Origin of the sequence: Roseibium litorale, assembly GCF_014842915.1 — a bacterium.
GTDB lineage: Bacteria > Pseudomonadota > Alphaproteobacteria > Rhizobiales > Stappiaceae > Roseibium > Roseibium litorale.
In genome coordinates this window covers 129,571-154,327 of the sequence record NZ_JACYXI010000003.1, presented here as the reverse complement: position 1 = coordinate 154,327, position 24,757 = coordinate 129,571, and the positions used below count along the sequence as shown (strand labels likewise).

Sequence of the window (24,757 nt, the reverse complement as noted above, 5' to 3'; positions counted from 1 at the left end):
TTGGTTCAGGCAGGCGCGATGATCTGCTCGGCGACAAGATCATAAAGGTCACTGCGATAAAGGGTTTTGGTCGTTTCAATGGCTCTGCCACTGCTGAGATACGCAAGCCGGTGAACGGCAAGGCCAGCCTCGCCTTCCGGCACGGCCAGAAGCCGCGCCTCTTCTGAGGTCAGCAAGCGGGCCGAGATGCGCTGCACGGCACGCACCGGACGGGCCTTCAGACTTGCAAGATGCGCATAAAGGGACAGATCCACCTTTTCAGGGTCCGGCAGAATATCGGAAGGCAAAGACGCATTTTCCAAGGCGACCGGCACACCATCCGCAAGACGAAGCCGTTTGAGACGGGCAACCTTACTGTTGCCGGTCAGACCTAAGCTCATCATCTCATCAGAACTGGGGAGATAAAGGCCCCGGTCTAGCCAGCGCGAAGACGACACCATACCGCGTCGCGCCATGTCTTCGGAAAACGAGGTCGCGCAAGACAGCGGCTGATCGATACGCTCGCGGGGCGCGGCGACGAACGTGCCAGACCCATGCCGGCGGACAAGAGCCCCCTCATCGACCAGCGCATCAATGGCCCGGCGCACGGTGACGCGGGACACATTGCAGATCTCGGAAATATCTCTCTCGGAAGGAAGCGCATCGCCCTGCTGTAGCTGACGCGCATGGATGAAGGCCTCGAAAGCCAGCTTTAGGCGCATGTAGAGAGGGCCGTCGAAACGCTCCTGAAATCCCTGAAGCCCTGAAATACCGCTCATAACGCCCTTCTCCGGCGCAAAATCGCACCCATCCGCCGCGAGATAAATCACCGCGGCAGCTTTGAATACCAAATAAATACCAAACTGCGATCTGTCGAACATTTTTTTCGAGTTTTCGCCGTTTGAATATTTTTCAAACCTCAAGCAATTGATTTAATGCGATTTTTCTAGAAAGCCCATTAACGCGGCATTAACTGGCGCAATTCTGGTATTGCATTGGTATCAGAAATTGGTTTTGATCAGCCCAAGGTTCCGCGACGGTTCCGGGGATCATGACCTTCCGCACACAAATCCGGAAAATCCGGAATGCGCGCCGCAGATGTGAAATTAATTTTCATAATATCACATTGAAGGCGGTTCCATGTTGACGGTCACCGCGATTTGTCGCAACTTCAAGAAAATAAATTACAAGCTCAGAGGGCGTCAGGAATGAAGGTTGGAATTATCGGTCTGGGATTCCGTCTCGGCTATCTCGGGTTCGTTTTCGATCAGATGGATCCGGATTTTGAAATCGTTGGTTACGTCGACCCAGCGCCGGCCGGACTGCCCATGCTTGAGGAAAAAGGCATTTCCGCTGGCAAAGCCTATGCCTCACCTCAAGAGCTGATCGCAAACGAGGAGATGGATCTGCTGATGATCGGCTCCCCGAACCATCTTCACCTTGAGCACATCCGGATTGGTCTTGAAGCCGGTCTGAAGGTCTTCAGCGAAAAGCCGATCGTCATGACGGTCGAACAGAGCTATGAGCTCGCCGAACTCCTCCATCAGCATGGCCACGAGCGTCTTCTGGTCGGCCTGGTTCTGCGTTACTCCCCGCTTTACAAGGATCTGCGCAAGGCCCAGCAGGATGGTCTGCTCGGCGAGGTCGTCTCCATCGAGGCCTCCGAGCACATCCAGCCCTATCACGGCGCCTTCTTCATGCGCGACTGGCGGCGCTATGAAAACTACGCCGGCAGCTTCATGCTGGAAAAATGCTGCCACGACCTCGACCTTTACAATGGCGTTGTTGGCGCAAGGCCGCGTTTCGTGGCCAGCTTCGGCGGCCGCAAGAGCTTCACGCCGCAAAACGCGCCTGCGAACGACGGGGTCAATGATCTGGAGGTCTATCACCGGAAGCCAAGCGGCTGGCTCGGCGCGGACAATGTCTTCGACAGCGACGGCGACATCGTCGACTACCAGACCGCCATTGTCGAATATGAGAACGGCGTGTCCATGACCTTTCACACCAACATCAATGTTCCGGACGAGTTCCGCCGTTTCTGCGTGATCGGCGCAAAGGGGATGGCAGAGGGCGATTTCGTGCGCGGCTTCCTCGATGTGCACAATGCACGCGATAACGCGAAACTGATTGGCAAAAGCTATCAGGCGCCAAGCGCAACCTCGCATCACTACGGCGCGGACGAGCAGATGGCAGAGGACGTCTTGAAACACGTGTGCGATGGCGCAGCCCTTCCTGTCTCGGCCCTAGATGCCCTCGAAGCTGGCATTCTGGCACTGACCATGGACGAAGCCCGAAAGACCCGGAAGGTCATCGATCTCGCGCCGGTCTGGCAACGGTATGACGAGGCCTTGAACGGTGCAGCTGCAGAGCAGCGCCCGCTGAAGTCAGCTTGAGGGGAGCACGATGAACGTCAAGCGGAGTGCCGTCATCTTTGCCTGGATGCTGCTGCTTCCCGCAGTTCTCTACATCTCGGCAATCGTCATCTATCCCCTGATCGACACGGTGAACCTGTCCTTCACCAATGCGTCGCTGCGCAAGACCTACAAGTATGTCGGCTGGCTCAACTACGACAAGATCTTCAACGAGACCTTCGCAGCCGTCATCATCAGGACGTTCATCTGGACGTTCTTTTCGGTGCTGATCAAGATGATCATCGGCACCTTCGGCGCGATCATGCTCAACACCGCCGTTCCCGGCCGCGCGCTGTTCCGCATCCTGACCATGCCGCCCTGGATCGTTCCCATGGCCATCGGCATCTTCATGTGGGGCTGGATGTATAACGGCCAGTTCGGGATGATTTCCGGCATGCTGCAGAACTGGGGTCTGGTCGATGGGCCTGTCGCATTCCTCGCCTATGGCACGACGGCTTTCTGGGCAACCATTGTCACAGACGTATGGATCGGCGTGCCCATGGTAACGCTCTATATGCTGGCTTCGATCCAGGCCATTCCGCAGGATCTCTATGAAGCTGCCTGGACCGATGGCGCGGGGCGCATGTACCGCTTCCGCCGGATCACCCTGCCGCTTCTGGTCCCCTCCCTGATCACCATGTCCATGATCTCGCTGATCTCGACCTTCAACTCGTTCGACATCATCTGGATCCTGACCCAGGGCGGCCCGAGCGGCTCCACCACGACCATGATCATCGACACCTACAAGACCGCAATCGGCTCCTACAAATATGGCGAGGGCGCTGCCCGTGCCGTGCTGATCTGCATCTTCCTGTCGATCTTCTGCTTCTTCTACTTCCGGGTGACCAACCGGCTTTCGACGGAGACGGCACGATGAGCAATCAGACGGCCATGATCAACCGCTACAAGTGGTACGAGACGATCGCGATCTATGCAGGGATCGCCCTGTTCCTGATCTTCGTTCTCTCTCCCTTTGTCGAAGGCTTCCTGGTGTCGCTGAAACCCTTGAGCCGCCTGTTCTCCTCTCCCTACCGGTTCTGGCCGGAGAACGGCTCGTTCGACGCCTATGTGACCATGTGGGACAGCGTTCCGGGCTTTGCCCTCTACGTCTTCAACTCCCTCTTCATCTCCTCCATCGCGACCGCCATCGTTCTGGTGCTTGTGGTTCCGGCGGCCTATGCCTTCGCCCGGTTCGAGTTTACCGGCCGTGGACCGTTGCTCGGAGCCTTTCTCGCGGTCAACATGTTCTCGGGCGCAGTGCTGCTGATCCCTCTTTTCCGGCTGATGCGGTCGATGGGCGCGCTCAACACCTATGCAGCGATGATCATTCCCGGCGTTGCGTTCCTGATCCCGACGGCCATCTGGCTGTTGCGGACCTACATGGTGCGCATCCCGAGGGAACTGGAAGAAGCCGCCTATGTGGACGGCGCGAGCCGCTTCTACACCTTCCGGCGCGTGATCCTGCCGCTGGCAATGCCAGGGATTACGGTCGTCGCCATTACCACCTTCATCGGGGCCTATGCGCAGCAGTTCATTTTTGCGCTGACCTTCAATTCCAAGACGGAATACATGCCTTTGCCGATCGGGCTGTTCGCCTATTTCGGCCGCCAGGAAGTGATCTGGAACGAACTCATGGCAGCAAGCTTTGTCGGCATTGCACCCGCCATGATCGTGATCTTCTTCCTGCAAAGATATCTCGTCAGCGGGCTGACCGCTGGCGCGGTGAAATAAGAAAAACAACGAGAATCCACACCAGAGTATGGGGATACAGACAATGAAACTGACATCGATGAAGCTCGGGGTTTGCGCCCTCGCTCTTCTTGGAGCCACAACTGCCGGCTCTTTGAGTGCCCTGGCCGCTGACCAGGAAATCAGCTGGATCTATTGCGGCGACAAGATCGACCCGATCCACGAGAAGTACATCGCGGAATGGGAAGGCAAGAACCCGGGCTGGAAGGTTACGCCGGAAGTCGTCGGCTGGGCTCAGTGCCAGGACAAGGCAACAACCCTCGCCGCAGCTGGCTCCCCGGTCGCCATGGCTTATGTCGGCTCACGCACGCTGAAGCAGCTGGCCGAGAACGACCTCATCATCGACGTTCCGATGACCGACGAGGAGAAGGAAAGCTACTATCCGAACATCGTCGACACGGTTACCTTCGACGGCACCCAGTGGGGCGTTCCGATTGCCTTCTCAACAAAGGCACTGTTCTGGAACAAAGCCCTGTTCAAGGAAGCTGGCCTTGACCCCGAGGTTCCGCCGAAAACCTGGGCCGAAGAGATCGAATTCGCGAAGATCATCAAGGAAAAGACAGGTATTCCCGGCTATGGTCTGCCTGCCAAAACCTTTGACAACACCATGCACCAGTTCCTGCATTGGGTGTACACCAACAACGGCAAGGTCATCGACGGTGAAGGCAACATCGTGATGGACAGCCCGGAAGTTCTCGCAGCCCTTCAGGCCTACAAGGACATCACCCCCTATTCCGTCGAAGGCCCGACCGCTTACGAGCAGAACGAAATCCGCGCCATCTGGCTGGACGGCAAGGTTGCGATGATTCAGAACAGCTCCGGCGCTGCTGTGCGTGCAATCGATGCCGGCCTTGATTGGGGCGTCACGACCTTGCCGCTTGGCCCGTCCGCTACCGGTCCCGGTACCCTGCTGATCACCGACAGTCTGGCCATCTTCAAGGGGTCGGGCGTTGAGGAAAAGGCAGTCGAATTTGCCAAGTACATCACCTCTCCTGGTCCGCAGGGTGAGTTTGAACTGCAGGGCGGCGCCGGTCTGACCCCGCTGCGTCCGTCCGAAAAAGTGGATGAATTCGTCAAGAAGGATCCGTACTGGGAGCCGTTCATCGACGGCATTTCCAATGCTGGTCCGGAACCGCTCTTCACGGACTACAAGGGCTTCCAGAACGTGATGATCGAGATGGTTCAGTCTGTCGTGACCGGCCAGGCCGAACCGAAGGCCGCTCTCGAAAAAGCCGCTGCCGACCTCGAGCAGTACAAGTAAGCCGCGTTGGCGCGCCGCCGCAGCCCTAACCGGTTGCGGCGGCAAGCACCGCCCACGCCCAGTCTCATTGCCTGAACAGATGGCAGTGATGGAAAGAGGTCAGTCTTGGGACAGCTCTATCTCAACAAGGTAACCAAGTCCTTCGGGGATCTTGACGTTATCAAGGGTGTCACACTCGATATTCAGGACGGCGAGTTCGTTGTCTTCGTCGGCCCTTCCGGCTGTGGCAAGTCCACGCTTCTGCGCATCATTGCCGGGCTGGACGATGCCACCGCGGGCGACATTGTCATTGATGGCCTGAAGGTCAACCACCTTGCTCCGGTCCACCGCGGTATCGCAATGGTGTTCCAGTCCTATGCGCTTTATCCGCATATGTCGGTCTTTGAGAACATCGCCTTCCCGCTGCGCGTGGAAAAGATGCCCGAAGCGCAGATCAAGGAAAAGGTGGAGAGCGTTGCCCAGGTGCTCCAGCTCGACCAGCGCCTGCAGCAGAAACCCGGCATGCTGTCCGGCGGCCAGCGCCAGCGTGTTGCCATCGGCCGCGCGATTGTGCGCGAACCCAAGATCTTCCTGTTCGATGAACCGCTGTCCAACCTTGATGCCGCCCTGCGCGCAGACATGCGGATCGAACTGACCAAGCTGCACCACGATCTCGCAGCGACCATGATCTACGTGACCCACGACCAGGTGGAAGCCATGACCATGGCAGACCGCATCGTGGTTCTGAACGGCGGCTATATCGCCCAGACCGGAAAGCCGCTCGAGCTCTATCACAAGCCGCAGAACATGTTCGTGGCGGGCTTCATCGGCAATCCGAAGATGAATTTCCTGCCGGCCACCTGCAAGGCTGTCAGCGACGAAGGTGTTACCGTCCATTGCCTCGGCCGGGATGTCACCATTCCCGTCGAACCACGCAAGGATCTGGTCGGCAGCAGCCTGACCCTCGGCATCCGGCCAGAACACACATTCATCGGCAAGGGCGAACTGGACTTCCAGATCACCCCGACCGTGGTCGAGCGCCTGGGCGTCAACACGATCGTCTATTCCTCGACCAGTGGCGACGACCGTTTCAGCGCCCTGCTTCCGGGAGCGGCCCCCGTTGTCGTCGACAAGCCGGTCACCATCGGTTTCAACGCCGCCGACTGCCACCTGTTCGATGCGAATGAGAATGCTCTTGAGCGCCGCACCGCGCTCACCGAGATCGACCTCGACCAGCTTGCAAGTCAGTAGACATTAAAAAAACCGGCCCCGGATTGCTCCGGGGCCGGATGTTCTTTGCCAAGTGAAGACCGCTTTACCAGACGCGGCCGCGGGCAGCGACGGCTTCCACCCGGGTGACAACCCCGTTCCGATGAAACACCATGTGGTCCACCAGATTGGAGACCACGCAGGTGTGGTTCGGAATGATCCGGATCCGTTCGCCGATCTGCGGCCGCGCATCTGGTGCACATTTGCTGAGGTCGAGAACCCCGTGCTCTTCGGAAAGACCGGTAATCACCGCATCCGGATAGTCGACCACATAGCCGAAATCATCGAACCCGAGCAGATCCGAGGTCAGAGCCTTTGATCCGGCATCGGTGACCGCACGGTCTTCGGTTGGACGGGAAACCACCGTCGCCAGAATATGCATGGCGCAGTCGTCATAGGAACAATGACCAGAACGGACCATAGCCCGGTCGTTATAGATGTAGGTCCCAGCCCGGTGCTCCGTTGCAGAGGTCACCTTGCCCGCCTCGAACAGGCTCGGCGTGCCACCATTGCTGACGACCGGGCATGCAATGCCCTTGCCCTCAAGAAGCTTCAAAGTACTGGAGAAGAAGACTTCCACAGCCTCTTCACTGAAGGCTTTCGGATAAGTCAGAAGCCCACCGAACGTCAGGCTGGGCGCCGCCACAATGGCCTCCGCAAGCGCCTGAGCGGCTTCCGGAGACTGAACACCGCAGCGCCCGCCACCGGTATCGCATTCGACCAGCACAACCAACGGCCGCGAGGCGCTTGCAAAAGCCTCAGAGAGCCCCCGAACCGTAACGTCATTGTCGGCGGCGACTTTCAACCCTGAGATCTGCTCGTTCAGCGCAACAAGACGTTCAAGTTTTTCAGGGCCTAGAATATTGAAGGTGATCAGAATGTCATCAAAGCCGGCATCGGCGAAGATTTCCGCCTCCGTCACCTTCTGGCAGTTGATCCCCTTCGCACCGGCAGCAACTTGCTGCTCCGCCAAGGCCGGGACCTTGTGGGTCTTGATATGCGGACGGAAAGCCTTTCCCTGGCCATCCATATAGGCCTGCACGCGCGCGATGTTCGCGGCCAGACGATCCTCGTCGATCACTGGTATGGGCGTTGAAAGCTGCTCGATGCGCGAGCCGGTCAGATCGGCTCCAGGGATCAGGTTAGGCAGCTTCCGTTCCATGCGGGTTCTCCATCATTGGCCAGATGTCCCGGCGCACGAGACGATAGGGATTGTGCGCGGGCGAATTGGGATAGGGCGTTCCTGCAGAGCAATACAGGATCTCGGACGCAATTCTAGAGAAGGATGCGTGAAAATGGTTCGTCGACTTGATGACCAGGATCTTCTTCGTGGTCGGGTCGATGCCCATCACCGAGAAGAGAGAAGGATCAAAGCTTTGGGCGCGGACGGAATTCAGGATGATGTCCGTGCCATCCAGCCGGATATGTGCTGCATCGCCAAAGGGCGCAAAGCTCTCGCCGAAGCGCATTTCCGCATTCCGGACCAGCTTCACGACCGTCACGCGGCCGTCAATCGGATTGCCCGTGCCTGGAGCTGACTTCGCACCGAAGCGCAGGGGAATTTCAGCTCCCTCACCAGCTGCCATACAGATTTGTACGGCCACAGGATCCCAGATTGTCCCGACCGCAACGCCCTCGGCCTTGCGCGCCAGAAGCTCGGCAAGCAGAACTGTGGCGTCCCCTGCCGTGCCGCCGCCCGGATTGTCCCACATATCGGCAATCACCACCGGCCCGGTCTCAACGCTCATTGCCCGGCTGACAGCTTCATCGACCGTCAGCTGAGGCATCATGTGGCGGCCGCGATTGGCGAAGAGCTCCAGGCCGAGCGAGCGGGCAAGCTGAGCGCCCTTTTCGGCCTTGCCGTTGGTGACAGCAATCAGCTTGGTGCCCATTTCCGGCACGTCGCCCGCCATGAAGCCGTGAATGACCGACAGGGACAAAACATCATCGTCTTCCGCCTCGATCCGCTGCAGCTTGTCGACAAAGGACCGCATCGGCTCACGGGACGTCGGAAAGACATCAATCATCCGGCAGTCGAACACGGACATGACCGGCTTTACCCGCCCCTCCAGAACATCAACGGCAATGCGCCAGAGATCCTCCGCCCGGTCGACGAAATCCGTATGAGGGAATTCCTTGAAGGCAACGAAGAAATCCGCAGCTTCCACCCGCTTCGCCGTCAGATGGCTGTGAGGATCAAGCTCCGTGCAGATCAGAATGTCCGGCCCGACGATGTCCCGGATCCGGCTCAGAAAATCGCCTTCCGGATCCAGATAGCCATCGGCAACCATGGCGCCGTGAAGTCCGAGGATGACCCCGTCAACCGGCATGGCCGCACGCAGCTGATCCAGGATCTCGTCTCTCAGACCTTCATAGGTCTGCCGGTTGATCAGGCCTGCGGGGTCAGCCCAGGCAGCACTTCCCTCCACCAAGGTCCAGCCCTTTTCCGCACAGACCCTGCGCCCCACCGTCAAGGGAGCCGAGCAGAGTGTCGGCGTCACCGGATGCTCACCCGGCCTTGCATAGAGCGAGGCCTCGAAGGCCCGCTTGTCGATACAGATCGGCGAGAACGTGTTGGTTTCCGTCGCAAGGACTGCGGTAAAGAGTTTCAAAGGATGTTTCCTGACTTGGAGACCACGCTTGTTGTTTACGCGTCTTTCCAGGGATAAGGCAGATAGCCGGTGAAGCCGGAGATTTTCCAGCGCCCTTCATGAAAGCGGCAATAATAAAGCGTCTGCCACTGCATGACGTCGAAACCGCCACCGGCCAGCTTGATGCCGCCGTCGAACTTCTTGCGCACCAGGGCGGTCCCGTCCTGGATGTCGATCTCTTCCAGCCGTGTGGCGGTGTGGATTGCGGTGCTGGCATCTTCGGCCAGTTTTACAGAGGCAAAGTCCTTCGCTTGGCGCAGCCATTCGTCCTGGTAACGCTCCAGCGTCGGGAAAGCCAGCGTCCAGTCATCCGGATTGCGGGTCTTGTTGCCGCTGATGCCCAGGAACCCTTCCGGAATGAAATCGTCTTCGACCAGGGACCAGTCTGCCGCCAGGAAGGCCGCAATGTCCCGGCTGACAAGCATCTCCCAGATGGCTCTGCGATCATGATCCTGCTCAGGGAACGGATTGAGAAAGGGGTCCCGCATTCTTACCTCTGTCTAAATTATTTTCATATTATGCGATTTTTCCTAGTCAATTTCCCGCTGATATGGTTCGATGTCAATCGACAAAGAAAATAATTTCCATAACGGAGCACATCTATCCTCATGAGCATCAAGAGATATGGCGCTGAGAAAGCCGGTGCAGGCGGACAGAGACTTCCTTTCGCCCGTGCCGTAGAGGCAGACGGCTGGCTTTACGTTTCCGGCCAGGTCGCAATGGAGGACGGTGAGGTGATCGAGGGTGGCATCATCCCCCAGACCCACAAGACCATCCAGAACGTTCTGAGCATCCTCGAAGAGGCTGGATACACCACGGCAGATGTCGTGCGCTGCGGCGTCTGGCTGGATGACCCGCGCGATTTCTGGACCTTCAACAAGATCTATCAGAGCTATTTCGGCGAACATCCTCCGGCGCGCGCCTGCGTCCAGTCTTCGATGATGGTCGATTGCAAGATCGAAATCGACTGCGTAGCCTATAAATCAAAGGCTTAACTTCGCAGACAAGGCACTTGCACCCATGGACATTCTCGCCCGGATTCAGAATGAGCAGGAACAGTTTTCGCAATCCGAAAAGCGGATCGCGGAGATTTTGCTCAATGACTTCGATTTCGCGGTGAATGCCTCCATTGTCGAGCTGGCGGAGCGCGCGGAGGTTTCACCGCCAACGGTTACCCGCTTCTGCCGCCGGCTCAATTGCCAGAACTATGCCGACTTCAAGATCCAGCTTGCCAAGACCATGTTCGTTGGTGCCCGGTATCTTAATCCAGGCACGCGCAGCACAGCCCCGGCGGATGTGGCGGAAGATATCGTAACAAAGGCTCAAAACGCCTTGTATCTCTTCCACCATGCCTTCAAGCCGGAAGCCGCTCAGACCGTTGCTGAAATTCTGTCCAGATCCGGCATGATCTACGCCTTCGGGTCTGGCGGCAATTCCTCGATGATTGCCCAGGAACTGCAGAACCGGCTGTTCCGGCTGGGGCTCAGGGTGTCTGCCTGCACCGACCATCATATGCAGATGATGATCGCGGCGGCAGCCCGGCCGGAGGACACGATCATCGGATCGTCGTTCTCCGGACGGAACATGGAACTGGTCCGGGCCTTCACCCTGGCACGGGAAGCAGGAGCGACGACAATTGCCCTCAGCCAGTCGGACAGTGCCGTGGCGACGGCAGCTGACCATGCGCTCACCATCGATCTGCCGGAAGGCGACAACATCTTCCGGCCCACCTCGACCCGCTTCGCCTATCTGGCACTCGTCGACATTCTGGCGAACCTCACCGCCTATCAGAACCGGTCGCAGGCCACCGTCACCCTGCGCCACATCAAGCATCAACTGGTTGCCCATCGTGATGGAGACGACAGGCAGCTTCTCGGGGACTGACCGCCTGCGCGGTTCCTGTCTCCCCTTACCACTAGGACTCGACATGTCTGGAACCGTAGCAGTTGTCACCGGTGCCGCCGGTGATATCGGCCTGGCCATTGCCCAGCGCCTTTCACAAACCCACGACAAGATCATTCTTGCCGATATCAACACTGAAGCGGTCACGAAGCTTTGCGAGGGACATAGGGACCAGTTCGTTCCAGTCACCTGCGACGTGACACGGGAGGCGGACTGCGCGACCCTTGCCGCAGAAGCTGCTGGTCACGGCACGGTCTCCGTGCTCGTCAACAATGCGGGCGCGGCCCGCGCCGTCAGCCTTGGCGACACCACCGCAGAAATCTTCCGGCAGGACACGGCCCTCAATCTGGAAGCGGCCTTCCTGACCTTTCAGGCGCTGGAAGCGGACCTCAAGTCCACGCGCGGCAGCGTGGTCAACATTGCCTCTGTCAACGGCCTCGCCGTCTTCGGCCACCCGGCCTATAGCGCGGCAAAGGCAGGTCTCATCCATCTGACCAAGCTGATCGCGGTGGAATATGGGAAATACGGCATCCGCTGCAACGCGATTGCGCCGGGAACGGTGAAGACACAGGCTTGGGAAGCCCGCGCCGCCGCCAATCCCAATGTCTTTGAAGATGCCAAGCGCTGGTATCCACTGCAACGGGTCGTCGACCCGAAGGATGTCGCCAACGCCGTGGCCTTCCTGTCCGGCGCCGAGGCGTCTGCGATCACAGGCGTCTGTCTGCCGGTCGACTGCGGCCTTCTCGCAGGCCAGGCGGAACTCGCCCGCACCTTCAGCCAATCTGACAATTACTAACAACAATCAGACTTCCAGAGGAACCATTCATGGCCAACCTTCCGTTTGCGCTTGAGAACAGCTGGCATGCGATCGAAGGCGATCTGACCGGCGGCTTTTCCTTCGTCCTGCACAACATGTCCGGCACCGAAATCTCGGATTTTCGCGTCGTCTTCACCAGCCTGACCCGGGTCACGTCCAAGGTCACCTGCGAAAATGCGGTCTTCCTCCGGCGCAACGCCAACTTCCACGAGGTCAGCCCGCCTGCGGGCTTCAAGCTCACTCCCGGAGCATCCTGGTCCTTCAAGGTCGATGGCCTTCACCGCCCTGCCCGGCACCGCACGGACGGCGCAAAATCCGCTTACGTGACCCTGGCCGATGGCACGCACAAACCATGTGCCGTGGGAGATCTGATGCTGGAAGGCGCACATAGCGAACCGGCACATCCACTCCTGCCGGAAGGCAAGGTCGAAGCACCTTACTTCTTGCTGCCCTGGCCAAAGTCTGCCGCACTCGGTGAAGGCGCAGCCTATCCGGTCGCGCTTTGCCTTGCAGAGGCAACAGCGGCAGAAAAGGAAGCCGTCCAGAAGGTGCAGTCGCTCTATCAGCGCCTGTTCGAGGCAGCCCATGTGCCCTTCTCCCTCAGCCCGGTTCATGAAGGTCGGGAACTATCCCTTAGCCAGACCGAAAGCCTCACCGGCCCGGCCTACAAGCTGACGTTCGGCGCGGACAAAGTCACCCTTTCCTATGGCACTGAGGCAGGTCTTCAATACGGGCTGACCACCCTTGCCCAGCTGCTCCATGGCGCCAGACTTGACAGCAAGACCTTCCTTTTCCCGGTGTCCGGCACGATTGAAGATGCCCCGCGCTACGACTGGCGCGGCTGCCATCTGGATGTGTCCCGCCAGTTCTATCCGCTGGCCGATGTCTCCCGTCTGGTCGACATCCTGGCCTGGTTCAAGATGAACATCTTCCATTGGCACCTGACCGATGACGAAGCCTGGAGGCTGGAAATCAAGGCCTATCCGGAGCTGACGACCGTTGGCGCGACCCGGGGGCCGGATGAGATCCTTCTGCCGCAGCTCGGCAACGGAGCGGAGCCTGTCTCCGGCTTCTATTCTCAGGAAGACGTGAAGGCGCTTGTCGCCCACGCCATGAGCCTCAATGTAGAGGTCGTGCCGGAAGTAGACATTCCCGGCCACTCCACCGCGACCCTTGCGGTGTTGAAGCCCCTCTCAGACGGACAGGAAGCGCCCGACAGCTATCACTCCGTCCAAGGCTATCCGAACAACGCGCTCAACCCGGCGATCGAGGAAACCTACGATTTCCTCGCCACTGTCTTTGACGAGATGGTCGAACTCTTCCCCTGCCGCTACCTGCACATTGGCGGCGACGAAGTGGCGGATGGGTCGTGGCTTGCCTCGCCGCGCGCCAAGGACCTGATGCAGAAGGAAGGACTCGAAGGCACCTTCGGGCTCCAGTCCTATTTCATGAAGCGCATCCAGGATATGCTGAAAGAACGCGGCAAGCTTTTGGCAGGCTGGGATGAAGTCTCCCACGGCGGCGGCGTGAGCACGGAAGGCACACTGCTCATGGCCTGGCAGAAGCCGGAAGTCGGCATCGAGCTGGCCCGTGGCGGCTATGACGTGGTCATGACCCCCGGCCAGGCCTATTATCTGGACATGGTGCAAAGCGAAGCCTGGCAGGAACCGGGCGCAAGCTGGGCCGGTACCGTTCCGCCCGAGCACAGCTATGGCTATGAAGCGGAAGGCGACTTCCCGGATGACCTGCGCGCCCGGATGAAGGGTATTCAGGCCTGCATCTGGTCAGAGCACTTCCTCTCCCGCGGTTACTTCAACCATCTCGTCTTCCCGCGCCTTTGTGCAGTTGCCGAAGCGGCTTGGTCGCCGAAATCTGTCAAGGACTGGCAGCGCTTCGCCGCCATTGCCCCCCATTCACCCAAGCTTTGAGGTTCGGTTCGATGCGTATTGCAGTTGGCGGCATTCATACGGAATGCAGCACATACTCGCCGGTGCTGATGCAGCTGGAAGACTTCTTCGTCATGCGCGAGGACGCTCTGCCGAAGTCGGAGTATTTCTCCTTCCTGCCTCAGCCGGATGTCGAGATCGCCCCGCTTCTCCATGCCCGCGCGGTTCCCGGCGGGCCAGTAGCCCGGGCAACCTATGAAGCGTTCAAGGCAGAGTTTCTGGACCTTCTGAAAGCGGCGCTGCCCGCCGACGGCATTTATCTCGCCATGCATGGTGCAATGAATGTCGACGGCATGGATGATGCGGAAGGTGACTGGATCTCCGCTGTCCGGGAACTGGCCGGACCGGACATCCCGATTGCCGCCAGCTATGACCTTCATGGCAATGTCAGCCAGAAGATCATCGACCAGCTCGACATCTTCGCTGGTTACCGCACAGCGCCCCATATTGATGTGCGTGAAACCATGATCCGCGCCTATACGATGCTGGTGGACTGCCTGAAGACCGGCACCCGCCCCGGCATTGCCTGGGCACCGGTTCCTGTCTTGCTGCCGGGTGAGCGCACCTCGACCGAAGATCATCCGGCAGCAGGTCTCTATGCCGCTCTACCCGGTCATGACCAGACCCCCGGCGTGCTCGATGCCAATCTGATGGTTGGCTATGTCTGGGCAGACGAGCCGCGGGCAACGGCCTGTGCCGTCGTTACAGGCACAGACCGGCAGGCGGCGATAACAACCGCTGAGACCATCGCTCAGTCCTACTGGGATGCGCGTAACGGCTTTCAGTTCGGACCGGTCACCGGGCCCCTGTCAGAAATGATGGATCTGGCGGAACAGGCAACAACAAGACCTGTCATTCTGGCAGATTCCGGCGACAACCCGACCGGGGGCGGCGTTGGCGACCGGGCCGATGTTCTGGCCGAACTGCTCCGCCGCGGCTTCACCGGAGCCGTCGTGGCCGGCATCACCGACAAGCCTGCGGTTGAAGCCTGCATCGCTGCCGGAGAAGGCAACATGGTTCAGCTCACGATCGGCGGCTCGCTGGATCCCTCCAGCCAGAAAGTTGGAGTCACAGCCAAGGTGCTGAAACTGGACGACACCCCAGGCGGCACGCGGGATGAGCGACAGGCCGTGGTGGAGATCGCCGGGAACACAGTGGTTCTGGCCGCAAGACGGAGGCCTTATCACAACATCCCGGACTTCACCCGTCTCGGGCTTGATCCTAAAGCGGCCCGGATGGTCGTGGTCAAATCCGGATATCTGTCGCCGGAACTGGCGCCGATCGCGGCCCCCAACCTCATGGCCCTGACGGACGGGGTGGTCAATCAGGACATCGAACGGCTGACAAACGCCCGCCGTTCCGCTCCTGCCTTCCCGTTTGACAGGACTTTCAACTATACGCCTGCCGCCCGCCTTTCCGCCCGCTGGCAGGCCTAACTTTCCCGGCTGCCGGATCGTCCGGCAGCCCCTTTCCGGTTTTCCCAAATGTTCTCCATGTACGCGGCAGCCTTCCGCCATGCCCCGATCCGGGTCAGCGCAATGGCCATCTTCTTCTTCGGCTTTGCAGGCGCTGCGACCAGCCCCTTCCAGTCCGTCATCGCTATTCAGGAATTTGGCCTGAGCGACGCGGCCTATTCCGCCGTGATCCTTTTCGCTGCGATCATCAACGTGATCGCGAGCGTGGTGATCGGCATCTTCTCGGACCGGCTCGGCGACTACCGGCGCGCCTTGATCGTCGTCAGCTGCTTCGGCATTGCCGGCTCGGGCATCATCTATTTCGGAGCGAATACGGTCAGCTTCCTGATCGGGCTTCTCGCCCTGTTGCCGATCTTCGGCGCCCTGAACTCCCTGATCTTTGCCAATGTGCGGGCATATTCGGTAACGCTGCCGGGCAATGAGCTGGCAGGTATCAATGCCGCTGTCCGCGCGATGATTTCCCTGTCCTGGGTGCTGGTGCCGGGTCTTGTGGGCATGGTTCTCGCCAACGCAGGCAGCATGTTGCCTGCCTATCTGATCTCCATGAGTGCCTGTCTTGTCTGTTTCGGCCTCTTCCAGTTCGCCTTGCCGCGCAAGCTGCCATCCGACGGCGGATTGAAGACGAACATTCAATTCCTCGCCTCCCTCCGCCGTGTCGCAAGGCCGGGTGTACTCGTGCGGCTTCTCGCCATCTCGCTCATCACGTCCATGCTGCATGTGAATGCGGCCGTCCTGCCGCTGATCACCACGGAAACCGCAGGCGGAACCCTGACCGATGTCGGCATAGTCATCGGGGTCGTTGCCATGCTGGAGATCGTCTTCATCATGTTCTGGGGCCGGATGGAGCCAAAACTCGGCCCGGTTCTCTCCATCTGCACGGGCGCCGCACTCTATGCGGCCTATCTCGTGCTGCTTGGCCTGTCATCTTCCCCCTTGCACGTCTATGCGCTGTGCCTGATCAGCGGATTGGGTGCCGCGGCAATCATCAGCCTGCCGATCACCTATCTGCAGGAACTCATCCCGGATCTTGCGGGGCTTGGCAGCTCGCTGATTTCGGTCAATCTCTTCATCAGCGCTGGTCTCAGCTCGGTGCTCTTCGGCTTCGGCACCTATGTGTCCGGCTATGCCGGAACCTCCATGATCGGCGGTCTTGCAGGGCTGCTCGGCGTCGCCCTCGTCTATGGACTTGATGGCCGCAAGCCGGCGGCCACAAACTGACTTTGCACACCATCCGGAGACCCGCCCCATGACCACTTCTGCGCACACCACCCCGGACAGCGTTCTGCTCGAAGTCTGCGTTGATACGATGGACGGCCTTCTGGCCGCCGTCGAGGGCGGGGCCGACCGGATCGAACTCTGTTCGGCCCTGTCCACCGGTGGACTGACGCCTTCCCCTGGCTTCATGCGCCAGGCGGCAAGTGCGGGCATCCCCATCTATCCTCTGATCCGCCCGCGCCAAGGCGGCTTCCAGTATTCACAAGCGGAAATCGGCATCATCAAGCGCGACATTGAGGCGGCCGCGGACTGCGGCCTGCCGGGGGTTGTCATCGGTGTCAGTACCGAGGACGGCCGCCTCGACACCAAAACTCTCTCCGATCTGATCAAACATGCCGACACACTGGACGTGACACTCCACCGTGCCTTCGATCTTGCCCCGGACCTCACCGAAGCACTGGAGGCCGCCATCGACCTGGGCTTCTCCCGCATCCTGACCTCAGGTGGAGCGCCCACCGCAGAAGCCGGATTGGATCAGCTCGCCGCCCTTGCCGAGCGCGCTGGCGACAGGATCTCCATCATGCCCGGCAGCGGCATCAATCCCGGCAATGCCGCCCGGTTCACTCCCACCCTTGCCATCAAGGAAATTCACGCGTCCTGTTCCACCGTTCAAACGGTCACTCATCAGCGGCTGCTCGACCTCGGTTTCCTGTCCGGTTGTCCCAAACAAACCGATGCCGGTGTTGTGCGCCAGCTGAAGGCCCTGCTTGCAGGAAGACAACCCTGAGAGGCAACATCCCCTAAAATTTAATGGGCCGTCGGGCAGAGATCCATACTGGAAAGTCTCAATATTTTCAGCATTCTAAATTATTTCAGTTGGTCTGTTCTGCAAAGCTATCCGGTCCTCCCGGCCACTAATCCACATCACGCTTCGGCACAGACTATCGCTCAAGTTGCTGGTTTTGCTCAAAAAATGAAACGATACAAATTTTTGTATCGTTTCATATTGACCAGCCTGCCCAAGCCGTGATTTCAATATTGCAGCCGCTCCGGGGCACTGATCTGTCACGCAGAGAAGCGGCATATTTTGGGAGGAATACAATGAAATTTTCCAAGCTCGCTGCCGCCGCAGCGACCAGCCTCATATTGCTTGCTGGTACCGCCAACGCTGCTGACAAGCCTGTCGTCGGCCTCATCATGAAGTCCCTCGCCAACGAGTTCTTCCAGAACATGATGAAGGGCGCGGAAGCCCATCAGCAGAAGCGCGGCGACTATGAACTCGTTGCTGTCGGCATGCAGAACGAGACCGATTTCGAATCCCAGATCAACGCGGTCGAAAACTTCATCACCCAGGGTGTTGATGCCATCGTCGTTGCACCGGCAGATTCCCGCGCAATGGTCCGTCCGCTGAAAAAAGCTATGGAAGCCGGCATCGTCGTCGTCAACTTCGACGTGGCACTTGATGAGGATGCCAAGAAGCAGCAGGGCGTGGAACTGGCGTTCGTCGGCCCGGACAACCGGGGCGGCGCTAAGCTGGCAGGTGACGCACTGGCCAAAAAACTTGGCGAAGGCGCCAAAGTCGTCATCATTGAGGGGAACCCAGGGGCGGACAACGCGACCCAGCGCCGTCTCGGCTTTGAAGACTCCGTTGCCGAGTACAAGCTGAACCTGCTCGACAGCCGTACCGCTCACTGGGAAACGGAAGAAGCCAACTCGGTCTTCTCCACCATGCTGACCGCACACCCGGACATTCAGGGCGTCATGGCTGCCAATGACTCCATGGCCATCGGCGTGGTCAAGGCGCTTGAAAGCGCAGGCCGCAAGGACATTCAGGTTGTCGGCTTCGACAACATCCCGGCCGTTGAACCGATGATCAAGGATGGCCGCATGCTGGCAACCGTCGACCAGTTCGGCACGGACATGGCAGCCAACGCCATCGACATGGCTCTGAGCGTCGTTGCAGGCGGAAAACCGCTCGAAGGCTGGGTCAAGACCCCGATCGAGCTGGTCACCGCTGACTGACCCTATCCTCCCAGCTCCCGTCCCGGTCCGCCGGGGCGGGGGTTGATTTTAAGCTGCACCATTCTTCCGGAGGCCCGATGACCTCTTCCCCGCTCCCGGCAGCGCCCTTGAAGGCTGCTCTCCCGGACCAGGCATTTCTCCAGGCTGAAGGTGTGAAGAAGCACTTTGGCGGAGTAAAAGCCCTTGATGGCGTCAGCTTTTCCCTCAGGCAGGGGGAAGTCCATGCGCTGGTCGGCGAAAACGGCGCTGGCAAGTCGACCCTGATCAAGATTCTATCCGGCGTGTTCCCTTATGACGCTGGAACCATTCATCTGGATGGCGAGGCTTACCACCCGTCCTCCCCACACGACGCCAAGGCTTCCGGCGTTCAGGTGGTGCACCAGGAATTCAATCTCCTCGACCACCTCAGCATTGCCGAGAATATCTCCATCGAGAAAATGCCGAAGACCCGTTTCGGCCTGCTCGACCGCAAGGAGATGAATGAGCGTGCGCGCAAAGCGCTGGACGCCATCGGCTTGACGGACGTGGATGTCCGTGCGCCGGTCAACTCTCTCGGCATTGCACATAGGCAGCTGGTCGAAATCGCCCGTGCCCTGCAATCCGACAGCCGTATTCTGATCCTGGACGAGCCGACCGCAACCTTGACCGAGCGCGAAACCCGCCGCCTGTTCGAGATCGTCGCCTCCATCAAGGACCGCGGCGTGACGGTTGTCTTTGTGTCCCATCACCTGGACGAGGTCTTCGCCATCTGCGACCGGGTGACCGTGTTCCGCAACGGTCAGAGCATCGTGACCGAGAACATAAGCGAGACCTCGCCGGGAGGCATCGTCCAATGGATGGTCGGGCGGGATCTTGGCAGTGATGACTCCGCGAATGAGGAGCGCCCGCAGCCAGGCGCAATCGCTCTGTCTCTCGACAATCTCCAGACCCGGCAGAACCCGAAAGACAAGGGCGTCTCCCTTGACCTGCGCTACGGTGAGATCGTCGGCATTGCCGGTCTTGTTGGCGCAGGCCGCACCGAACTGCTGCGGGCCGTCTTCGGGATCGATCCGCCCCGCTCCGGCACTCTTCTGCGCGATGGTCAGGCCGTAACTTTTTCCGGTCCCCGCGATGCAATTGCCTCCGGCATCGGCTTTGTGACCGAAGACCGGAAGGACGAAGGCCTGATCCTGGACATGCCGATTGCGGCCAATGCCTCACTTGCCAGCATGAAGGCTGTCTCCCGCTCCGGGATCCTGAACTTTGCCGCCGAACGCGAGCTGGCACGGACTGGCGGCAAGCGCCTCAAGCTGAAATACGGACGTCTGGCGGACGCGGTCTCCAGTCTCTCGGGCGGCAATCAGCAGAAAGTGGTTCTGGCCAAATGGCTGGCCCGGAACCCGAAGGTGCTGCTGCTGGACGAGCCGACCCGGGGCGTGGACGTCGGCGCGAAAGCCGAGATCTACGCCATTCTCAAGGCGCTGGCGCGGGAAGGTGTGGCTCTGCTGGTGGTCTCTTCCGAAATGCCGGAACTGATGACCCTGGCCGACCGGATTCTTGTGCTGGCCGAACACGAAGTCCAGGGCGAAATCTCCCGCCCGGACTTCTCTGAAGAAAACATCCTGAAACTGGCCTACGGGCAAAACCAAACGGCCGGAGAACAGTAACGATGATGACCGACACCATGAAGAACACGGGGTCCGCACGAAACGGGATCTCCTTGCAGGCTGTGATGCAAAACGCGGGCATTGGCCTGGCACTGCTAGCGCTGATCATCTTCTTCTCGGTTACCACCGAGCATTTTCTGACCGCCAACAACATCACAAACATCCTGACCCAGATCACGATCAACCTCGTTCTGGCGGTTGGCATGACCTTCGTCATCCTGATCGGCGGCATCGATCTCTCGGTGGGTTCTGTCATGGCTTTTGCCGCCGTTGTCGCGGGCAAAGCGATCACAATGCCTGGGTTTGGAGATGCCGAGGCCATTGCGCTCGCGATCTTCGCAGCCACCATGACAGGTGTTCTCTGCGGGCTCTTCAACGGCATTGTCAGTGCCTTCTGGTCCCTGCCCTCTTTCATCATCACCCTTGGCATGCTGAACATCGCCAGAGGCGGCGCCCTTCAGATTTCGGGTGCACAAACCATCTACTCCTTCCCCTTCGCCTTTGAGGAATTCGGCTCGGCGATGATTTATGGCGTGCCGGTGGTATTTCTGGTGGCTCTGCTGTTCGTGCTGATTGCCTGGTTCATCCTGAACTTCACTGTCTTCGGACGGCTGCTTTACGGCATCGGCAACAATGAGGAAGCGGTGCGTCTCGCGGGCCATCCCGTGTTCTGGTACAAGGTCGCCGCCTTCACCATCTGCGGCCTGACGGCAGGCGTCGCGGCGGTCGTCTATATGGCCCGCCTTAACATCTCCAGCCCGATTGCGGGCATAGGCTTCGAACTCAACGCCATCGCGGCTGTCATCATAGGCGGCACAAGCCTGAGCGGTGGCCGTGGCTCCGTGATCGGCACCCTGCTCGGGGCAATCATCATCGGGGTTCTCGCGAACGGTCTCATTCTGTATGGATTGAGTGACTTTATGCGCCAGATGATCACCGGTGTGGTTATCATTGTCGCCGTGATACTGGACTATTACCGCGCAAGGTTCGCCAGAAAATGAAACGCACAGCTCTTTTGAACCGCCACCTGAGTTCCCTCGTTGCCCGCGCCGGTCATCTGGACGAGATCGTCGTGGCCGATGCCGGACTGCCCATGCCGCGCGGCGTGGAAGTGATCGATCTTGCGATCACTTCCGGTCTGCCCAGCTTGCAGGACGTTCTCGCTGCCCTCAGAACCGAACTGGTGATCGAAGGCGCTGTCTGGGCTAACGAGGCTTCCACGGAGGTCGCGTCGATGATGAAGGCAGAGGCCGGCAGCTGGGCTTCGGCGACCGGCAAGCAGGTCGCCACCTCAACCTTGTCTCATGCGGATTTCAAAGCCCGCAGCCAGTCGGCTCTGGCCGTGATCCGGACCGGTGAAATCACGCCCTACGCCAATATCATCCTTGTGTGCGGGGTTGCGTTTTGAAACCCGTTACCGTTGCCGGCAGCATCAATCTGGATCTGCTCAACTACCTCGACCGCTGGCCGAAAGTGGGCGAGACCATCGCCGTGCGCGAGACCTCCAACTCGCTCGGCGGCAAGGGTGCGAACCAGGCAGCAGCCGCCGCCCTTCTGGGAGCCGACGTGACCATGCTGGGCGCGACCGGTAAGGACAGTTTCGGTGCGGACGTGCGCCAGCAGCTGGAAGCCAAGGGCGTGAAAACCCAGCTGGCGGAGTTTGAAAACGTCTCGACCGGCATGGCCTTCATCGATGTGGTTCCAGACGGAAGCAATATCATCCGTCTGGCAGGCGGCGCCAATGCTTGCCTGTCTGTTGAGACCATCCGGGAAAATGCCGCACAGATCGAGAAAAGCAGCGTCCTGCTGCTCCAGAACGAGATCTCGCTGGAAACCTCCCTTGAAGCTGCCCGCATCGCGCGCAAGGCAGGCGTTCTTGTGATCATGGATCCGGCTCCCGCGGCGGTACCGGCTTGGGGGCCTGAGACGTTTACCTGTTTCGACATCATGACCCCCAATGCGGAAGAAGCAGGCGCCATCCTCGGCGAAACGCCCCAAACCCTGGACGAAGCGCAGGACGCAGCGCGCGCGCTCAAGGCTCAAGGCTTGAAGGGCGCGATCATCACCATGGGCGGCATGGGAGCGGCCTGGGCCTTTGAAGCTGAGACGGGCGCACTGCCTGCCCCGAAAGTGAAAGCTATTGATACGGTTGCCGCTGGCGACTGCTTCAACGGTGCGCTGGCCACCCGGCTTGCGGAAGGCGAAGGCTTCGAAGCGGCCATCCGCTTCGCCATGCATGCAGCAGCCATCGCAACAACACGCAAAGGCGCGTCATCTTCTCTGCCCACCCGCGAGGAAGTCTTGTCATTTCTGTCTTCGACGGCAGGATAGGGAGAAATTCAACCGGAATAGGGTATAAGACGGCAAATCTGTCCCGCCTCTTGGAGAAGTGCCTGAATGCCGACGATCAAGGACGTCGCCCGGAAAGCCGGAGTATCCGTCGGCACAGTTTCCCGCGTGCTTGCCAAGAACGACACGGTCAAGCAGCCCCTGCGCGAGCGGGTGCTCAAGGCCATGGCGGATCTGGACTATTCGCCCAACCTGACCGCCCGTGCGCTGCGCACCAACAAGATCGACGTGCTCGGGCTCGTGATCCCGGACATCACCAATCCGTTTTTCGCCCAGCTCGCCAAGAGCATCGAGATGGAAGCGGCCAAGCGCGGCCATTCCGTGATGCTGTCGAATTCCCACGACGACCCGGAAGCGGAAGCTGTCCAGATCTCGGCCCTCTGTGACCGGGCCGTGCGCGGCATCATCGTCGTTGCCACCCATGGCAGCCAGGTGAGACGGGCAGTCGATCTTCCGATCGTGTCTCTCGACCGGCGCTATGGCGATTACGCATTGGTAGCGACCGACCATTTCAACGGGTCCCGCCAGATCGCCGACCATCTTCATGCGCTCGGGCACAGGAAGATCGCCTATATTGCTGGCCCTATGTCCATGGATGTGGCCCAGCAGCGCAAAAGCGGCTTCGTCTCGCGCATCGAGGCCTTAAACACGCCCGAAGACCCGATCGAACTCACCCTTCACGAAGGGCACTTCGATTATGATTCAGGCGAGGAAATTGGCCACCAGATCCTGTCTGAGCCAGACAGGCCGACCGCGATTGCGGCGGCAAGCGATCAGCTTGCCATCGGCGTGCTGCGTAGCGCCCGGGATTTGAAAATCGACATCCCAGGCGAACTGACCGTAACAGGCTTCGACGACATCACGCTCGCCTCGCTCGTCGTCCCGCGCCTGACCACAATCCGCCAGCCGTTTGAGGCACTCGCGAGTTCTGCTGTTCAGCGCATTTTCGATAGCGCTCAAACGGATACCGGCGATGAGGCCATCGCCGGTGACCTGGTCATCCGTGAGACGTCAGCACCTGTGCCGGAAGCGGCTGCCGTTTAACTTGCCTTGGCCTCCACCGGACGCACCTTGCTGGCTGCTTCCTGCACCAGGGGATCGAACATGTCCGGGTTTGTCTTCAACAGCTCAAACAGCTGCGCGCGCATTCTTGGTTCCCAAAAATCGTTGAGATGACCTGCTACACCATCAACCCCTTCCTGATGCGGACGACTCTTGAAAAACGTGGCGATCTGATTGGCCATTCGGGCCAATTTATCAGGCGACATCAGGCATAACTCCATCAATGATCCGGTCTGGCCGGGTATAGATATCAAAATCACTGCCGCGGGCGAGCGCCACAAGGGTCATGCCCGCATTCTCCGCGGTCGAGACCGCAAGGCTCGTTGGCGCCGAGACGGCAATCAGAATTCCGCACCCGGCCACAGCTGCCTTCTGAACCAGCTCAATCGAAAGCCGGCTGCTCATCACAACCGCCCCGCCTGCAAAGATCTGTGCCGGAACGCCGTCCATGGTCCGGGCTCTCGCTCCGATCAGCTTGTCCATGGCGTTGTGCCGCCCGGCATCCTCGCGCACAGTGACCGTGCAGGTCACTGGGTCATAAAAGCCTGCAGCATGAACAGCGCGGGTCAGGCGGTTCAGCTCCTGCCCCCGCTCCATCCGCGCAACCGCCTCGATGATCTGAGCCGGTTGAAGCCTTATGGTGCTGAAAACTTCCGGTACATGGCGCATGGCCGCTTCAATGCTTTCAAGCCCGCACATGCCGCATCCCACGGGTCCGGCCATGGCCCTGCGGCGCTTGGCCAGGGTATCCGCGGCTTCGTCCGTAAGCCAGACCTGAACATCGGCACCAAGGGGGGTCTCCACCACCTCGATCCGCTCGATCTGGTCCTTGCGCGCAATCCCCTCGCTGAGCGTGAAACCCAGCGCCAGATCCTCAAGATCTGACGGGGTCGCCATGAGAACGGCATGAGCACTGCCGTTGTAGCTGATGGCCACCGCCGTTTCGCAGGCGAGCTCCCGCGACAGACGCTGAAAGCTGCCTGCGCGGTAAGCATGTCCCTCGGAACGGCGGGAGCGGTCCATG

24 protein-coding genes are annotated in these 24,757 nt (G+C 59.6%); 18 read left to right on the top strand and 6 right to left on the bottom strand.

Annotated elements, in window-relative coordinates; translation table 11 throughout:
- Positions 1–5 precede the first annotated feature (5 nt).
- Entirely contained in the window at positions 6–758 is a 753-nt protein-coding gene (locus tag IG616_RS06715; protein WP_192147371.1) for a GntR family transcriptional regulator, read from the bottom strand.
- Between the two features lie 429 nt (positions 759–1,187).
- Between IG616_RS06715 and IG616_RS06710 the strand changes: the two genes are divergently transcribed.
- The 5 genes from IG616_RS06710 (at position 1,188) to IG616_RS06690 (ending at position 6,630) form a co-directional block, all read left to right on the top strand.
- A complete protein-coding gene (locus IG616_RS06710) occupies positions 1,188–2,372 on the top strand; it encodes a Gfo/Idh/MocA family protein (protein WP_192147370.1) in 1,185 nt (394 codons plus the stop codon).
- A 10-nt stretch (positions 2,373–2,382) separates the two neighbouring features.
- Positions 2,383–3,267: a carbohydrate ABC transporter permease gene (locus IG616_RS06705; protein WP_192147369.1), complete on the top strand. Its 885-nt coding sequence runs from the start codon at positions 2,383–2,385 to the stop codon at positions 3,265–3,267.
- Entirely contained in the window at positions 3,264–4,121 is an 858-nt protein-coding gene (locus IG616_RS06700) for a carbohydrate ABC transporter permease (RefSeq protein ID WP_192147368.1), read from the top strand. Before IG616_RS06705 ends, IG616_RS06700 begins: the two co-directional genes overlap by 4 nt.
- A gap of 43 nt (positions 4,122–4,164) precedes the next feature.
- Entirely contained in the window at positions 4,165–5,400 is a 1,236-nt protein-coding gene (locus IG616_RS06695) for an ABC transporter substrate-binding protein (RefSeq protein ID WP_246476149.1), read from the top strand.
- Positions 5,401–5,505: 105 nt separating this feature from the next.
- Positions 5,506–6,630, top strand: coding sequence for an ABC transporter ATP-binding protein (locus IG616_RS06690; protein ID WP_192147367.1), 1,125 nt, complete (start codon positions 5,506–5,508; stop codon positions 6,628–6,630).
- A gap of 64 nt (positions 6,631–6,694) precedes the next feature.
- Here IG616_RS06690 and IG616_RS06685 read toward each other — a convergent pair whose 3' ends face one another.
- The 3 genes from IG616_RS06685 to IG616_RS06675 are packed head-to-tail and all read right to left on the bottom strand — an operon-like array spanning position 6,695 to position 9,787.
- Positions 6,695–7,810 (bottom strand): D-TA family PLP-dependent enzyme, encoded by a 1,116-nt coding sequence (locus IG616_RS06685; protein ID WP_192147366.1) that lies wholly within the window; start codon positions 7,808–7,810, stop codon positions 6,695–6,697.
- Positions 7,791–9,260, bottom strand: coding sequence for a M81 family metallopeptidase (locus tag IG616_RS06680; protein ID WP_192147365.1), 1,470 nt, complete (start codon positions 9,258–9,260; stop codon positions 7,791–7,793). Before IG616_RS06680 ends, IG616_RS06685 begins: the two co-directional genes overlap by 20 nt.
- A gap of 35 nt (positions 9,261–9,295) precedes the next feature.
- Positions 9,296–9,787 (bottom strand): hypothetical protein, encoded by a 492-nt coding sequence (locus IG616_RS06675; protein WP_192147364.1) that lies wholly within the window; start codon positions 9,785–9,787, stop codon positions 9,296–9,298.
- Between the two features lie 120 nt (positions 9,788–9,907).
- Here IG616_RS06675 and IG616_RS06670 point away from each other — a divergent pair, with 120 nt between their 5' ends.
- The 13 genes from IG616_RS06670 (at position 9,908) to IG616_RS06610 (ending at position 23,715) form a co-directional block, all read left to right on the top strand.
- The gene (locus tag IG616_RS06670; protein WP_073013331.1) at positions 9,908–10,294 is read left to right on the top strand and encodes a RidA family protein; all 387 of its coding nucleotides are present in this window, start codon (positions 9,908–9,910) and stop codon (positions 10,292–10,294) included.
- 25 nt (positions 10,295–10,319) lie between these two features.
- Positions 10,320–11,183, top strand: coding sequence for a MurR/RpiR family transcriptional regulator (locus tag IG616_RS06665; protein WP_192147363.1), 864 nt, complete (start codon positions 10,320–10,322; stop codon positions 11,181–11,183).
- 43 nt (positions 11,184–11,226) lie between these two features.
- On the top strand, positions 11,227–11,997 hold the full coding sequence (locus IG616_RS06660) for an SDR family oxidoreductase (RefSeq protein ID WP_192147362.1): 771 nt from the start codon (positions 11,227–11,229) through the stop codon (positions 11,995–11,997).
- A gap of 29 nt (positions 11,998–12,026) precedes the next feature.
- The gene (locus IG616_RS06655) at positions 12,027–13,946 is read left to right on the top strand and encodes a beta-N-acetylhexosaminidase (RefSeq protein WP_192147361.1); all 1,920 of its coding nucleotides are present in this window, start codon (positions 12,027–12,029) and stop codon (positions 13,944–13,946) included.
- A gap of 11 nt (positions 13,947–13,957) precedes the next feature.
- The gene (locus IG616_RS06650; protein WP_192147360.1) at positions 13,958–15,400 is read left to right on the top strand and encodes a M81 family metallopeptidase; all 1,443 of its coding nucleotides are present in this window, start codon (positions 13,958–13,960) and stop codon (positions 15,398–15,400) included.
- Positions 15,401–15,448: 48 nt separating this feature from the next.
- On the top strand, positions 15,449–16,657 hold the full coding sequence (locus IG616_RS06645) for an MFS transporter (protein WP_192147359.1): 1,209 nt from the start codon (positions 15,449–15,451) through the stop codon (positions 16,655–16,657).
- 28 nt (positions 16,658–16,685) lie between these two features.
- Complete coding sequence (locus tag IG616_RS06640) at positions 16,686–17,441, top strand: copper homeostasis protein CutC (protein ID WP_192147358.1); 756 nt, start codon at positions 16,686–16,688, stop codon at positions 17,439–17,441.
- Between the two features lie 314 nt (positions 17,442–17,755).
- On the top strand, positions 17,756–18,676 hold the full coding sequence (locus IG616_RS06635; RefSeq protein WP_192147357.1) for a sugar ABC transporter substrate-binding protein: 921 nt from the start codon (positions 17,756–17,758) through the stop codon (positions 18,674–18,676).
- A 77-nt stretch (positions 18,677–18,753) separates the two neighbouring features.
- A complete protein-coding gene (locus IG616_RS06630; protein ID WP_192147356.1) occupies positions 18,754–20,322 on the top strand; it encodes a sugar ABC transporter ATP-binding protein in 1,569 nt (522 codons plus the stop codon).
- 17 nt (positions 20,323–20,339) lie between these two features.
- Positions 20,340–21,323, top strand: a complete 984-nt coding sequence (locus IG616_RS06625) for an ABC transporter permease (protein ID WP_425504161.1) — start codon at positions 20,340–20,342, stop codon at positions 21,321–21,323.
- Complete coding sequence (rbsD, locus tag IG616_RS06620; protein WP_192147354.1) at positions 21,320–21,730, top strand: D-ribose pyranase; 411 nt, start codon at positions 21,320–21,322, stop codon at positions 21,728–21,730. Before IG616_RS06625 ends, rbsD begins: the two co-directional genes overlap by 4 nt.
- The gene (rbsK, locus tag IG616_RS06615) at positions 21,727–22,653 is read left to right on the top strand and encodes a ribokinase (RefSeq protein WP_192147353.1); all 927 of its coding nucleotides are present in this window, start codon (positions 21,727–21,729) and stop codon (positions 22,651–22,653) included. The genes rbsD and rbsK overlap by 4 nt, the downstream gene beginning before the upstream one ends.
- A gap of 66 nt (positions 22,654–22,719) precedes the next feature.
- On the top strand, positions 22,720–23,715 hold the full coding sequence (locus tag IG616_RS06610; protein WP_192147352.1) for a LacI family DNA-binding transcriptional regulator: 996 nt from the start codon (positions 22,720–22,722) through the stop codon (positions 23,713–23,715).
- On the opposite strand, the gene IG616_RS06605 is transcribed toward IG616_RS06610, so the two are convergent.
- Both IG616_RS06605 and fdhD read right to left on the bottom strand, forming a co-directional pair.
- Complete coding sequence (locus IG616_RS06605) at positions 23,712–23,939, bottom strand: formate dehydrogenase subunit delta (protein ID WP_192147351.1); 228 nt, start codon at positions 23,937–23,939, stop codon at positions 23,712–23,714. The two genes, IG616_RS06610 and IG616_RS06605, sit on opposite strands and share 4 nt — an antisense overlap.
- A complete protein-coding gene (fdhD, locus tag IG616_RS06600) occupies positions 23,929–24,756 on the bottom strand; it encodes a formate dehydrogenase accessory sulfurtransferase FdhD (RefSeq protein WP_192147350.1) in 828 nt (275 codons plus the stop codon). The genes IG616_RS06605 and fdhD overlap by 11 nt, the downstream gene beginning before the upstream one ends.
- Between the last annotated feature and the right edge of the window lies 1 nt (position 24,757).

Excerpts from the sequence above, each read along its gene's own strand:
- IG616_RS06660 (WP_192147362.1), top strand. The coding sequence starts at position 11,227 with ATGTCTGGAACCGTAGCAGTTGTCACCGGTGCCGCCGGTGATATCGGC.
- IG616_RS06635 (WP_192147357.1), top strand. The coding sequence starts at position 17,756 with ATGAAATTTTCCAAGCTCGCTGCCGCCGCAGCGACCAGCCTCATATTG.
- IG616_RS06710 (WP_192147370.1), top strand. The coding sequence starts at position 1,188 with ATGAAGGTTGGAATTATCGGTCTGGGATTCCGTCTCGGCTATCTCGGG.
- IG616_RS06700 (WP_192147368.1), top strand. The coding sequence starts at position 3,264 with ATGAGCAATCAGACGGCCATGATCAACCGCTACAAGTGGTACGAGACG.
- IG616_RS06605 (WP_192147351.1), bottom strand. The coding sequence starts at position 23,939 with ATGTCGCCTGATAAATTGGCCCGAATGGCCAATCAGATCGCCACGTTT.
- IG616_RS06640 (WP_192147358.1), top strand. The coding sequence starts at position 16,686 with ATGACCACTTCTGCGCACACCACCCCGGACAGCGTTCTGCTCGAAGTC.
- IG616_RS06655 (WP_192147361.1), top strand. The coding sequence starts at position 12,027 with ATGGCCAACCTTCCGTTTGCGCTTGAGAACAGCTGGCATGCGATCGAA.
- IG616_RS06625 (WP_425504161.1), top strand. The coding sequence starts at position 20,340 with ATGAAGAACACGGGGTCCGCACGAAACGGGATCTCCTTGCAGGCTGTG.
- IG616_RS06695 (WP_246476149.1), top strand. The coding sequence starts at position 4,165 with ATGAAACTGACATCGATGAAGCTCGGGGTTTGCGCCCTCGCTCTTCTT.
- IG616_RS06685 (WP_192147366.1), bottom strand. The coding sequence starts at position 7,810 with ATGGAACGGAAGCTGCCTAACCTGATCCCTGGAGCCGATCTGACCGGC.
- IG616_RS06610 (WP_192147352.1), top strand. The coding sequence starts at position 22,720 with ATGCCGACGATCAAGGACGTCGCCCGGAAAGCCGGAGTATCCGTCGGC.
- fdhD (WP_192147350.1), bottom strand. The coding sequence starts at position 24,756 with ATGGACCGCTCCCGCCGTTCCGAGGGACATGCTTACCGCGCAGGCAGC.
- IG616_RS06630 (WP_192147356.1), top strand. The coding sequence starts at position 18,754 with ATGACCTCTTCCCCGCTCCCGGCAGCGCCCTTGAAGGCTGCTCTCCCG.
- IG616_RS06705 (WP_192147369.1), top strand. The coding sequence starts at position 2,383 with ATGAACGTCAAGCGGAGTGCCGTCATCTTTGCCTGGATGCTGCTGCTT.
- IG616_RS06650 (WP_192147360.1), top strand. The coding sequence starts at position 13,958 with ATGCGTATTGCAGTTGGCGGCATTCATACGGAATGCAGCACATACTCG.
- IG616_RS06645 (WP_192147359.1), top strand. The coding sequence starts at position 15,449 with ATGTTCTCCATGTACGCGGCAGCCTTCCGCCATGCCCCGATCCGGGTC.
- IG616_RS06675 (WP_192147364.1), bottom strand. The coding sequence starts at position 9,787 with ATGCGGGACCCCTTTCTCAATCCGTTCCCTGAGCAGGATCATGATCGC.
- IG616_RS06665 (WP_192147363.1), top strand. The coding sequence starts at position 10,320 with ATGGACATTCTCGCCCGGATTCAGAATGAGCAGGAACAGTTTTCGCAA.
- rbsD (WP_192147354.1), top strand. The coding sequence starts at position 21,320 with ATGAAACGCACAGCTCTTTTGAACCGCCACCTGAGTTCCCTCGTTGCC.
- IG616_RS06715 (WP_192147371.1), bottom strand. The coding sequence starts at position 758 with ATGAGCGGTATTTCAGGGCTTCAGGGATTTCAGGAGCGTTTCGACGGC.
- IG616_RS06670 (WP_073013331.1), top strand. The coding sequence starts at position 9,908 with ATGAGCATCAAGAGATATGGCGCTGAGAAAGCCGGTGCAGGCGGACAG.